Below are 13439 nucleotides of genomic sequence, written 5' to 3' on the forward strand. Positions count from 1 at the left end.
GGTACCACCCTAGTTATGAAGACACAACTAAGTAAGACCTAAATAAAAAACGTCCCTACGTAAATACGTAGGGACGATATATATCGCGGTACCACCCTAGTTGTGAAAAAAATCTTCACCACTTTATTTGATAACGGTATGCACTACCGTCTTTCATTTCCTCACAATGTAAGATTTATGAAAGATGCTCCAGGACGAACTTCATGAATAATCTATATACTGATTCACACCAACCATCAGCTCTCTGAAATAGGGAGATTTTCACTACTATACCCTTTCATTGCCCAAATATTATTTTCCGAATTGATTACTATCATTTTTATCATACATTAAAAATAGTGTCAACTCATATTTTGAATTTTTATGTATTACATTCTATTTAAAAATTCAAAATATGACTTTTGTATGAATAGTATTAGAACATTTATGGTTTATACTGTATTAACTTCTCTAGCGGGTTTATAGTAGTATACGATGAATGCAAGACAGCACGAGTAGGAGGAAAGGATTTTGTCTACTTCAAAAGTTTTAAAAGGCACTGCTTTATTAAGTGGTGCAACAATGATTTCACGAATTTTAGGTTTTATATACTTCTTCCCTTTTCAATTATTAGTTGGAACGCAAGGGGTCGCTTTATACGGATATGCATACTCTTGGTACGGTATTTTATTAAGTTTTTCAACAGCTGGTATTCCTATTGCCGTCTCCAAATTTGTTGCAAAACATAATGCGCTTGGTGATTATAGTACAAGTAAAAAATTATACAACTCTAGCGTAAAATTGATGCTGTTTATGGGCTTTTTAGGATTTTTAATTTTATTTATTGGAGCACCATACATATCACAATTTATTATTCGTTCAAAAACGCCAGATCCACAATTTATCGCCGACGTAACGCTTACGATGCGAGCATTAAGTTTCGCGCTTATTATCGTACCCGCTATGAGTGTTACACGTGGTTATTTCCAAGGCTTTCAACATATGAAACCAAGTGCTGTTTCTCAAGTCGTAGAACAAATCGCACGTGTCGTTTTCATTTTAGTTGGTAGTTTTATTGTCTCAAAACTATTAGGAGGTTCAGTAGCCTCTTCTGTTGCAGTTGCTACATTTGGCGCTGTTATCGGGGCACTTGCCAGCGTCTCAATTTTAATGCTGTACTGGAAAAAATATAATGGATTAAAACCTCCTGAAGGCGAGCTAAAGTCAAGAGCATCCGATATTCCGTTAAAAAATATTTATATGGAATTACTTCGATATGCAATTCCAATTGTATTTGTCGGTATTGCCATTCCACTTTATACGCTAGTAGATCAATATACAGTCGCTGATGTCCTTAGAGCGATGGGAGAGCCTTTAGAAACCGCGAATGCAGTCTTCGCTTATATAACGAACTATGCCCAAAAGTTAATTATGATTCCAGCTTCACTTGCAACTGGATTCTCATTAACGATAATTCCAGCTATTACGAAATCATATACAAGCGGGAAGCTAGATGAATTACAAGAACAAATTTCAAAGATATTCCAAGTATTGTTATTCTTCACTATCCCAGCCGCATTCGGTTTAGCTAGTATCGCTTACGATGCATTCCGCATGGTTTATGTAAATCCTGAAATTGCACTTGGGGGATCGCAATATTTAATTTCATTTGCACCTTCTGCTATATTAAGTGCGATTTTCACAGTTTCCGCAGCTATATTACAAGGAATTGATTATCAAAGAAAAACAATGATTGCATTCTCAGTCGGTATCCTCGTTAAGGTTTTAGTGAATACACCGCTCTTACATTTATTTGGCGGACACGGTGCTGTACTCGGCACAATTCTTGGATATCTCGTTTCAAATATTATTATGTTGTACTGCATCATTAAGTTTGCGAAATTCAAAATTGGTGAAACAACAAAAACAGTATTTCTTATTACGATATACTCCGCAGCAATGTCTGCTGTTGTAATTGCATTAAGAGCATTTATAAGTTGGATTATTCCTGGCCAATCTTATATAGAATCACTGATCATTGTGTTTATATGCGCAGCAGCAGGAGGACTTGTTTATCTTTTATTCGTATTAACGAGCGGACTTGCTTCTCATATTCTCGGTGATCGTATTCAACGTTTACCCGTACTAGGGAAATTAGTAAAATAAATAAACAAGAGATGTAACTCGTTGTTACATCTCTTGTTTTTTACTTCGCATATTGAATACGTTTTTGTTGTTCAGCAATATTTAATTTCGGATTATATTTTTCTACCAAATGTAATACTTCCCCTATTAACACTTCTAACTCCTTCACACTATACTCCGGATTCCCTATCAAAGTATTCGTCATCCGCTCATACAGATTTTCAGGTTTAATAGTCATTCGTTCCACATTATATGGCATCCATTTAAATGCAGGATGATGCACATACATTCTATTCAGACCAAATAAGACCCCAAATATATTTCTTTGTACTTCACAAATAATATCATAAAGCATAAGCCAATCTTTCCGCTTCAAAAGTGCCTTGCGATTATGCCAACGATTACTTAACCATAGATTTTCTGAAATCATTCGTTTCGCTAGTTCGTCTGGATATGCCGATACTCTACCTTTTAATTCATTCACTTTCACTTCTCCATACAAACTCACACCATCATGAACCGATGATACAATACATTGTTTCTCATAGTTTATATCATACTGCTCTACAACTTCTGAAATAACCTTTTCTACTGTCACTGTTAAAAAATTACTAATCTCTAGTTTAATTCCTTCTTTCGTCAAATATGTTTCCGACCATTCTTCTTCCTCGTAAGGATGATATGATAAAATCGTTCCACTAATATTGTTAATAGGCCCTTGACGATCCTCATCCTCTGGTGGTGATGACCATAATATATGCAATTCAATATCTGAATGTTCATCTTCTAATTTTCTCGCTACAGAGCCTGCTAAAATAATAGCTTCAACTTTCGGATTTTTCCTATAAATCTCCGACATTTCTATCGCTTTCTCTTTTAATCCCATTTCATCTCCCCCTAAAGCTGGATCATTCTCCTTTATTTACATTTATCTATTTCGATATTACACCTTATATTCCCTTTACCACTTTCACCTTTTCAAAATTAACTCAATCATATTTCTATCCAGTAACGCTGCACAATTTCATCAGAATTAGAAGAAACAACTTCATCCTCTAACACACCGCCAACCTTTTGAATTGTTTTAGCCGAACCAACATTCGCTTTATCACAAGTTATTAACACTTTCTTCAAACCTAATTTTTTCGCTTCAGCTAATGAAAGTTGAAGTTGTTTAGTAGCATATCCCTTTCGACGTTCATCGGGATGAATACTATACCCAATATGACCACTTTCCAACAATAACTCTGGATTTAACCGGTGTCGAATATTCACAAAACCTATTAATTTTCCATTCTCAACACTTAAAAACTGACTAGACGGCACTCGATTAGATGGTAAGTTTTCTCCTACTTCTTGTATACTCACTTTTTCAAACCATTCATCAAATGAATCAAAATTTTGTAAAGAACAACTACCGTGTGGTTGTTCTCCTGAATTAGAAAATGCCTGCCTATACTCCATAATTTGTTCGCTATATTCATATTTCGGTTTCAATAGTTTCATCGTCCTTCACCTCTCTTAATAACCTAAAACAAACACCTTAATAGTGGCTATTGCACCATTAAGGTGTTTCTATCGTTTTTATTCAAATAATCCCATACTCAAATAACGTTCACCTGTATCTGGTGCAATACATAAAACTTTTTTGCCAGTGCCTAAACGTTTCGCTATCATTATCGCAGCGTAAACAGAAGCTCCTGAAGATGGTCCTACTAATAAGCCTTCTTGTCTTGCTAAGTTTCTCATAGTAGTTAATGCCTCTTCATCTGCAATTTGAATAATTTCGTTATACACTTCTGTATTTAAGTTTTTTGGAATAAAACCAGGACTTGTTCCTACTAGTTTATGAGGGCCTGGAACACCACCAGATAAAACTGGTGATCCTTTCGGTTCTACTACTGCAATATATAAGTTGGGTAGTTTCCCTTTTAACGATTCACCTGTCCCCGTAATTGTTCCACCCGTTCCTGCCGTTGCTACAAATGCATCAAGCTCTCCATCCATTTGTTCATAAATTTCAAGTGCAGTCGTATAACGATGAATATTCGGATTTGCTGGGTTTTCAAATTGCTGTGGAATGAAACTATTCGGTATTTGTTTTTGTAACTCTACCGCCTTCGCAATTGCTCCTGGCATTCTTTGTTCAGCTGGTGTTAAAACTACTTCTGCTCCGTATGCTTTCAATAAATTAATACGCTCTTTTGACATATTATCTGGCATAATTAAAATAGCTTTATATCCTTTAGCAGCTGCATTCATCGCTAAACCAATTCCTGTATTTCCACTTGTCGGTTCAATAATTGTATCACCAGGTTTTATAAGTCCATTTTCCTCAGCAGCATGAAGTAAATTATAAGCAGCGCGGTCTTTCACACTCCGCGACGGATTAAACATTTCCAGTTTTACATACACATCCGCTGCTTCTTCTGGAATAAATTTAGATAATCGGACGACAGGTGTATCTCCTATTAATTCTGTAACGTTTTCACATAATTTCATAGCGCATCCCCTATTCTATCGTTTTCTTATCATTTGGCAGTAACCATGAAGTCAGTCCAATTAATGGTAAACAACTACATAATAGCATAATAAACTGAAGACTATACATATCAGCCAATTTCCCAAGAACTACAGCACCTAATGCTCCAAGACCAAACGCAAGGCCTACAATTAGTCCTGATACCATCCCTACTTTTCCAGGAACAAGCTCTTGCGCATAGACAACAATTACACTAAAACTACTTGAACTAATAAAACCGATACATAAAAATAACGGTACAACCCACACGAGCGAAACGTGAGGTAATAAAAGTGCAAGCGGCGCTGAACCGAGCATTGAAAATACAATTATCTTTTTCTTACCGAATCGATCTGCTAACGGACCACCAAAGAAAGTCCCTAATACCCCTGCAATCATAAAAGCAAAGACGAAATACTGTGCATTTTTTATAGATAAACCGTAATGCTCTATTAAATAAAATTGATAGAAATTCCCGATACCAGCACCGTACCAAGAACGTACGAATGTTAGAAAAACAAGAAGCAAAATAACAAATTTAATGTGCGTACTTACAATCGCATTTTCAGCCTCAAGCGCAGCTCGTTTCTTTCTTCTTACAGCGCCATTCATTAATTCATTTTTATACCAATTTGAAACGAAGATTAACAATACAATCCCTACCGCTGCGAAAGCAGTAAAACCAAGAGAACCAATTTGACCGAGCGGAACGAAAATGAGCGCTGTAAAAATAGGTGCTAGAGAGTTCCCTGTATTTCCTCCCACTTGATAAATCGCTTGTGCTAAACCTCGTTTTGCACCTGCTGCCATATAAGCAACTCGGGCACCTTCTGGATGAAAGACTGCGGAACCTAATCCAATAAATAAAACAGAAATAATAACAATAATAAAATTCGGTGCAAATGCGAGTCCAATCATCCCAAGCATACTCGAAAACATACCGAGCGGTAATAAAAATGGTGACGGCTTCTTATCCGAATACATACCAAAAACCGGCTGCATAATCGATGACGTCATATTTAACGCAAACGCAATCCATCCTACTTGCATATAGGATAAATTCATCGTTTTTTCCAAAATAGGAAACAACGCCGGCACAACCGCTTGCATCGAATCATTTAAAAAATGTCCGAAACTAATTGCAAATAGTATACGGTATATTGTCGGTGTTTCTACTGCATTTTTTTGTGAAACTGCCTGCATATATGAATCTCTCCTTCCTGTACAAAATATATATTTATTACAGTAAGTGTAATAAATTCTGAGTTTTGAAACATTTCTATTCTATACTGGTTTCATTTCTTTTTCCAGAAATACAACTTCTTATAAAATACATTTTTTCTATATGCTTTATCGGATTTATTTATAGAAATTTTCTATATTTTCTTTTATACTAAGGCAGAGATGAAGGGAAGGATGTCAACTATGAAGAAAAAAACAAAAGGAATCGTTGCAGTCTCAATCACATTATCTATGTTTTTGACAGCATGTGGTCAAAAACAAGAGGCAACAACTACTGGAAAAAAGAAAAAAGAATCGTCACAACAAATATTAAACATTGTAGAATCTGGGGAAATTTCTACACTCGATTCATCTATCGCAACCGATGGGTTTTCTTACGCTGCTTTAAACAACGTAATGGAAGGATTATATATGCCTGGACCTGATAACAAACCTGTTCCTGCGGCTGCTGAATCATACAAACTAAGTGAAGACGGAAAAACATACACATTTAAATTACACGATTCAAAATGGTCAAATGGTGATCCAGTCACCGCTCATGATTTTGAATACGCATGGAAGCGCGCCGTAAATCCGGAAACTGCTTCTGAATATGCACACATCATGTTCGATATTAAAAACGCTGAAAAAATAAATAAAAAAGAATTGCCAATCGATTCATTCGGTGTAAAAGCAATTAACGATAACACGTTAGAAGTACAGCTAGAGCACCCTGTTCCATACTTTTTAGGTTTAATGGGATTTGCAACATTTTATCCTCAAAACAAAAAAGTAGTAGAAGCTCAAGGGAAAAATTACGGACTTGAAGCTGCAAATGTAGTTTATAACGGGCCGTTCCAATTAAGTGAATGGAAACATGATACGAGTTACAAAATGACGAAGAATCCAAATTATTGGGATAATAAAAATGTGAAATTGAATGAAATTAATGTAAATATAGTGAAAGATACTTCAACAGCTGTTAATTTATTCGAAAGTAAACAAGTAGACCGTATCACGATTAATTCAGAGTTTGTCGACAAATACCAAAAGGATCCTAGCTTAAAGAAAATGGAACGCCCTTCCATGACATTTTTCCGTTTTAGTCAGAAGAATCCTTTACTAGCAAATAAAAATGCCCGAAAAGCTATCTCTCTTGCCTTTGATAAACAAGGAATCGCAACAACGATTTTAAATAACGGTTCAATACCTGCGAATGCCTTCGTTCCAAAAGGATTCGTAAAAGGTCCTGACAATAAAGATTTTCGTAGTACAAGTAATGTAAAAGTAGAAACAAATGTAAAAGAAGCAAAAAAACTATGGGAAACTGCGAAAAAAGAAACAAATTTACAAAATGCTTCTCTTTCAATCATAACAACGGATGAGTCTAACGATAAAAAAATTAGCGAGTTTTTAAAGGGTGAACTCGAGAAAAATTTACCGGGATTAAAAATTACGTTACAACCACTTCCAGTAAAAGCATTTTTAGATCGCGAAGGAAATGGTGACTTTGAAATTTCACTTTCTACATGGGGACCAGATTATCCTGATCCTACAACATTTTTAAATATGTTCGTCACAGATGGACCTTTTAATAAAATGAGCTATTCAAACAAACAGTACGACGAATTAATTGAAAAAACGAGCTCTACTTTAGTAACTGATTTACCAGCACGCTGGAAAGCGTTCCAAGATGCTGAGAAAATTTTAATTGAAGACGATGCAGCCATTGCCCCAATTTTCCAATCAGGACTTGTATATTTAGAACGACCAACCGTACAAGGTGTTGTTATTCGTCCATTTGCTGGAATCTACTCTTATAAATGGGCTTATATTAAAGAATAAGAAAAAGGCGATCCTAAAACATATTAGGATCGCCTTTTTCTATTAAATAGCAAAGCGCTTATACTTCTCATAATCACTCGTCTTACATTCTAGTGCAATTTTCGTACCTTCGTTTTCATAACTCGTAGATAAAACGTGCGCATGATTATTGAAATAAGAAACTACCTGTCCTTGATCATACGGAATTAACATTTCACACTTCGTATATTCTTTATAAATGTGTGAGCGAATCATTTCTACAAGCTCTTCAATTCCAACATGTTTCTTCGCTGATAAATAAACACGGTCTTCTTGTACTTTTGGAATTTCAACATCTACCATATCTGATTTGTTATATGCATAAATTGTCGGGATATTTTCCACGCCAATTTTCTTTAACGTTTCATTTGTAATATCAATTAATTGTTCATAATTTGGATTTGCGTAATCTACAACGTGAATAAGTAAATCTGCTTCGGCTACTTCTTCTAACGTTGAACGGAATGCTTTCACAAGATGATGCGGTAATTTACTAACAAATCCAACTGTATCCGTTAATAAAAAAGATTTATTATCTGGCAAATCAATATTTCGTACAGATGTTTCTAACGTCGCAAATAACATATCTTTTTCAAATACTTGTTTTTCTTCCGTGCCATTATATATTTCAAGCATTGCATTCATCGTCGTTGACTTTCCTGCGTTCGTATAGCCTACTAATGCTACAACTGGTATTTCATTTTTCTTACGTTGCTTTCGCTGTGTTTGACGCTGGGCAACAAGTGCTTCTAAATCTTTATTTAAAACTGAAATTTGCTCTTCGATTTTACGACGATCTAACTCTAATTTCTTCTCACCGACACCTTTATTTTTCGTGCCAACTCCGCCGCTCTGTCTCCCTAAAGATTCACGAAGACCGATTAAACGAGGCATCATATACTGAAGATGTGCTACTTCTACTTGCAACTGCGCTTCCTTCGTTTTCGCACGTTGCGCAAAAATATCTAAAATTAAGATGGTACGATCAATTACCTTACAATCTAAATCTTCCTCTAGATTTCGAATTTGTGATGGAGATAATTCATCATTAAAGATGACCATATTCGCGTCTATTTCTTTTACGTAGGCCGCTACTTCTTCAATCTTTCCTTTTCCAATATAATGAGATGGATTTACTCGTTGTAAATTTTGCGTCACTTGCCCAATTACCTCTACATCGCAAGCTTCTGCAAGGTTTTCTAACTCTTCCATCGAATATGCAAAATCACTTTCATTACCTAAATTTACACCAACTAAAACTGCTCTTTGTAATAATTCTTCCATATATTTATTCCTCCATTTCGATTACGCAAAATAAAAAACACAGGTCACTGCCTGTGTTTTCGTAAACGGATAAGGGTTCACCAAAGAAATAGAAGAAAGCAATGCTCTCGTCCTATTACATAGTCAAAAAGTCCCAAGATGGTATAAGCATCCAACAAGGGTTCACCTATATCACCCCATTCTATTTATAAAGGCAAAACAAAAAGAGGGCGTATTCGTCCCTCCCTCTTTTTCACATATAAGCTTAATAAAAGGGTTCCTTTAAAATAGGCAGACCAATCCCGTTCACTCTGTACACAGACAGAGCCTTTGAGCGCTATTCAATTATCGGCACAAAGTATTGAGACGTAATCTGATTAAGATCAAAGGAAGCCCCTCCGTTCATTTTAAGTTACATAAAGTGTAGCATAAGTATTTCGCTTTCACAAGATTAAACCACCTATAGAAACAGAAAGAAAATCTTTGTATTTTTACTTTAATCGTCATTTTTTGCGAGCTCTTCTCACAATAAAAATAACAAAAGCGATTATCAATAACACACCTATAGAAATGATAGCAACTTTCCACCAGCTTAAACCGTTAGCCATATCCCCTTTTAAATTCACCTTCTTCGATGGAACAGACTCTTTTACAATATGACTTAAAACATTTTTCTCCATCTCTGCCTCATCTAATCTCTTCGTTCCACTGCAACTATGTGTGTATAATTGTTTCTCTTCCCCCCTTTGAGAAGAAAACACTAAGTACTCTCCTCCCTCTAAAAAGTGAAATACACAATCACCACCATTTGTATATATAATAATTTGCGAAGAACTTGTTCCTTTCCAAATTTTCTTCACTTCAAATAATACTTCAGTTCCAACTCCCTCTTTCCTTTGAACCTCAACTACTTTCCCCTCAAACACCACATCGTTTTTTTGAAATGCATCCTCTGGAGATTTTTTAATACAGTCACAAGCATAAGATTTATCTGGAAAAATAATAAGAATAAAGCTACAAATAATGACAACAGGCAACATGTGCAACATTCTTTTCAAGGAGCTCAACTCCCTTCATTATCAATTTTAGAAGCTTCCCGTATATTATTTTTACGTCACTCGCCAAATTCCTCCATAGTAAATTAAACATTATCGTTTCCATACAATAAAAGTCTTTATTGACATTTTTATAACCTCATATTAGTATCAGGTTATAAAAATAGTTAGGAGATGTTCCTATGAATTCTAAATCTCGCATTACCGCAATTGGCACTTATGTTCCAAATCAAGTATTGTCTAATAACGATTTAGAAAAGATAGTCCATACGAATAATGAATGGATTGTGCAAAGAACAGGAATGAAGGAAAGAAGAATCGCTGGTGAAGAAGAATACTCCTCTCACTTAGCCATTAAAGCAATCGAAAACTTATGTACAACGTATAAGAAAAGCTTAGAAAATATTGACTGCATTATCGTCGCTACAACAACTGCTGACTATGTCTTTCCTAGCGTTGCTTGTCAAATACAACAACACTTCAATATCCCCCATACACTTGCTTTTGATTTAAACGCTACTTGTGCTGGCTTCACTTATGGGCTACATGTCGGTAACAGCTTAATTACTGCTGGTACCCACCAAAAAGTACTAGTCGTAGCGACTGAAACATTATCTAAAGTAACAGACTACACAGATAGAACGACCTGTATTTTGTTCGGTGATGGTGCTGGAGCTATTTTATTAGAAAAAGACGAAAACAAACCAAGTTTTATCGCTGCTCACATGGGAACAAACGGTGAAGGCGGTATTCATCTGTACAGAACAAATTTATCTACTACTATGAATAGCACGCCACTACAAACAAATGAAAAGATCATTCAAAATGGAAGAGAAGTATATAAATGGGCCGTACGAACTGTACCACACGGCATAAAAGAACTATTACATACTGCAAATTTGCAAATAGATGATATAGATTGGTTCATACCACATAGCGCTAACCTACGAATGATTGAATCCATTTGCGAAAAATCAAAAATATCTATTCAAAAAACATTAACGAGTGTGGAATATATGGGGAATACATCTTCCGTCTCCATTCCACTCGCTTTAGATTTAGCTAGAAAAGAAGGGAAATTAAATAATGGAGATACACTTTTACTGTACGGATTTGGCGGTGGGCTTACGCATTTAGGGCTTATTGTAGCGTGGGATTTAAGTTAAATGTATTAAAAGAGGTTCTAGAAATAACTAGAACCTCTTTTTAATTTCATGAAATTCATTCACCTTTCCGAGACCATATCACAACAGGAATAAGTAATAAGGCTACAGCCCCTCCAGCTAATGATAATGCCGCATAACTTGAATTAGCTACTATCATACCTGACATCGCTCCACCAGAAGCTCCTGCCAACGCAATAAAAACATCTATCTTCCCTTGTGTTTTTGCACGTGTAGAAGGCTCTGTTGAATCAACGATTTGAGCAGTACCACTTATTAATCCAAGGTTCCATCCTAATCCAAGTAGAGAAAGTGCTACAACTAATAGTATTAAAGAGTCGTTTGGTGCCATCGCAGCTAGTACACCGGCAGCTAGTAATATAACTCCACCAGCTATACTCATCGCTGTTCTGCCAACTTTATCAATTAGAATTCCTGTAACAAGAGATGGAAGGTACATTGCCCCTACATGGAATCCAATGACAAGCCCTACTTCACTTAGTCCATGACCATGGTGTCCCATATGTACTGGAGTCATAGTCATAATCGCAACCATAACTACTTGAGTAAGTATCATAACAATTGCTCCAACGGTAATGCCCCGTTTATTTTCTACCATTTCATTTGTTACCGCATGCCCTTTATATGTATGTTCTTGTTTATATTTTTCTATTATGTTAGCAATAATTAATGGATCTGGGCGAAGCATAACGAAAAGTACAAGACCCGCAAGCATGAAAGCTGCTGCTGATAAGATGAACGGTCCAGCAAGTTCAGGAATTCCAATCGAATGAGCAAAGTTGCCCATTACACCTACTAAATTTGGACCTGCAACCGCACCGAAAGTCGTCATAACCATCGTAATACTAACAGCAGTTGCTCGTTGTTTCTTATCCGCTAAATCCGTGCCAGCATAACGAGCTTGTAGATTTGTAGCTGTACCTGCACCATAAATGAGTAAAGAAGCAAGTAAGAGAATAATACTATTTGTTACAGCTGCCATTACAACTCCAATAGCTCCAAGTCCACCTACCATAAAACCTGTTGCAAGTCCTACTCGGCGTCCATATCGTTGCGAAAGCTTTCCTACTATGAAAGCCGCTACCGCAGATCCCAACGTAAACATAGCAGCCGGTAAACCTGCATATGCATCTGTTCCAAGCATTTGTTGCGCAAGAAGTGCACCCACTGTAATTCCAGCAGCTAATCCTGCACCACCAAACATTTGTGAAATGCTTACGATTATTAACGTTCGTTTATATAATTTTTGTTGCTCTTCTTCTGTATACATACGATTACTTATTAAAGCATCTGCTGTATCTATCATTTCCTCACCCTCCCTATGAAACTAATATCTCTTGTTAATGTACTATAAAACAACAAAATCCCAAAATTTAAAACACTTAAATTTATCCATATTTCGTCACTCCTACACTTGAAATAACGCTTTTTAAGTTTCCAATTTTTAATACTTCCATTTCTCTCCTATTAGTAAAGCCAAATAATGCTAAGTTTCTATCGTGAAGAAACTTAGCATTAAAATACAGTATGAGACTACATGATATATGATTTTATACAGATACTGCAGAAAAATCATTGTTTCCAAACGATAATTAAAGTGCGATTTATTATAAATACCATTCCAAGAATAATAGCTAAGGTTGTTTGATCAACAACATATAGAGCAACAGAGGTAACTCCAAACAATATGATTTCCAACATAAACCTATATGGTTCTGGCAATTTTAATGATGCTCTAGGTGCAATGAAAATCCCCCATATTATCGCAAAAAGTAGTGGTGAGCCAATACAAAAAATAAATTTTACATATACACTTCCCCAAAATTGAAAGCCCCAATAACATAGTGATGCAAGAGCACATAATTCTAGAAAAAATCGAATCGCTAAATTTATAGGTTTTATAAACATTTAAAGAACACTCCTTTGAAAAATATGTTTAAAATCCTATGAAAATAATATTATGCATCCTTTATTTGAACTTGATACGTGCCCATTCATTACATGTAAAAAACAATTATACAACTTATTAATACTATTCAATTTATCTTTCTAAAATTCGAAAACATGATTTTGACGGATAATGAATGAAAGCAAATACTTAATGACAGTGATACATATGCCGATAGGAACAAAGTAAAGAACCCCACAGTTTACGTTTCGCCCATTACCGAGGAGTTCCCAAAATAACTCTATACTATTTTTTTGACT

The 13439-nt window shown here is 35.7% G+C and carries 11 protein-coding genes and 1 other annotated feature; of the genes, 3 read left to right on the forward strand and 8 right to left on the reverse strand.

The window, feature by feature from the left end:
* Window positions 1-66: 66 nt before the first annotated feature.
* Window positions 67-290, reverse strand: a binding site (T-box leader).
* Between the two features lie 220 nt (window positions 291-510).
* Window positions 511-2145: a putative polysaccharide biosynthesis protein gene (locus tag ACTFQM_RS06425; RefSeq protein ID WP_098790470.1), complete on the forward strand. Its 1635-nt coding sequence runs from the start codon at window positions 511-513 to the stop codon at window positions 2143-2145.
* A gap of 40 nt (window positions 2146-2185) precedes the next feature.
* Here the strand turns inward: ACTFQM_RS06425 and ACTFQM_RS06430 are convergent, their stop codons facing one another.
* From ACTFQM_RS06430 to ACTFQM_RS06445, 4 genes are all read right to left on the reverse strand, one after another.
* A complete protein-coding gene (locus ACTFQM_RS06430) occupies window positions 2186-3010 on the reverse strand; it encodes a DUF4037 domain-containing protein (protein WP_440033812.1) in 825 nt (274 codons plus the stop codon).
* 107 nt (window positions 3011-3117) lie between these two features.
* Window positions 3118-3630 (reverse strand): GNAT family N-acetyltransferase, encoded by a 513-nt coding sequence (locus tag ACTFQM_RS06435; RefSeq protein WP_327902650.1) that lies wholly within the window; start codon window positions 3628-3630, stop codon window positions 3118-3120.
* 78 nt (window positions 3631-3708) lie between these two features.
* Entirely contained in the window at window positions 3709-4626 is a 918-nt protein-coding gene (cysK, locus tag ACTFQM_RS06440) for a cysteine synthase A (RefSeq protein ID WP_440033813.1), read from the reverse strand.
* A gap of 10 nt (window positions 4627-4636) precedes the next feature.
* Window positions 4637-5848: an MFS transporter gene (locus ACTFQM_RS06445; protein WP_002171353.1), complete on the reverse strand. Its 1212-nt coding sequence runs from the start codon at window positions 5846-5848 to the stop codon at window positions 4637-4639.
* Between the two features lie 222 nt (window positions 5849-6070).
* On the opposite strand from ACTFQM_RS06445, the gene ACTFQM_RS06450 reads away from it, so the two are divergent.
* A complete protein-coding gene (locus tag ACTFQM_RS06450; protein ID WP_440033814.1) occupies window positions 6071-7711 on the forward strand; it encodes a peptide ABC transporter substrate-binding protein in 1641 nt (546 codons plus the stop codon).
* Between the two features lie 42 nt (window positions 7712-7753).
* On the opposite strand, the gene hflX is transcribed toward ACTFQM_RS06450, so the two are convergent.
* Window positions 7754-9013 carry a GTPase HflX gene (gene hflX / locus ACTFQM_RS06455; protein WP_048375899.1) on the reverse strand — a complete coding sequence of 420 codons (1260 nt, stop codon included), beginning with the start codon at window positions 9011-9013 and terminating at the stop codon, window positions 7754-7756.
* 482 nt (window positions 9014-9495) lie between these two features.
* Complete coding sequence (locus ACTFQM_RS06460) at window positions 9496-10050, reverse strand: cobalamin biosynthesis protein CbiN (RefSeq protein ID WP_440033815.1); 555 nt, start codon at window positions 10048-10050, stop codon at window positions 9496-9498.
* 179 nt (window positions 10051-10229) lie between these two features.
* Between ACTFQM_RS06460 and ACTFQM_RS06465 the strand changes: the two genes are divergently transcribed.
* Window positions 10230-11213, forward strand: coding sequence for a ketoacyl-ACP synthase III (locus tag ACTFQM_RS06465; protein ID WP_440033816.1), 984 nt, complete (start codon window positions 10230-10232; stop codon window positions 11211-11213).
* 55 nt (window positions 11214-11268) lie between these two features.
* Here ACTFQM_RS06465 and ACTFQM_RS06470 read toward each other — a convergent pair whose 3' ends face one another.
* Window positions 11269-12537: an MFS transporter gene (locus tag ACTFQM_RS06470; protein WP_440033817.1), complete on the reverse strand. Its 1269-nt coding sequence runs from the start codon at window positions 12535-12537 to the stop codon at window positions 11269-11271.
* Window positions 12538-12803: 266 nt separating this feature from the next.
* Entirely contained in the window at window positions 12804-13139 is a 336-nt protein-coding gene (locus ACTFQM_RS06475) for a YrdB family protein (protein ID WP_440033818.1), read from the reverse strand.
* Window positions 13140-13439 lie beyond the last annotated feature (300 nt).

Source organism: Bacillus cereus group sp. MYBK30-2, from assembly GCF_051915945.1.
In the GTDB taxonomy this organism is placed as follows: domain Bacteria; phylum Bacillota; class Bacilli; order Bacillales; family Bacillaceae_G; genus Bacillus_A; species Bacillus_A paramycoides.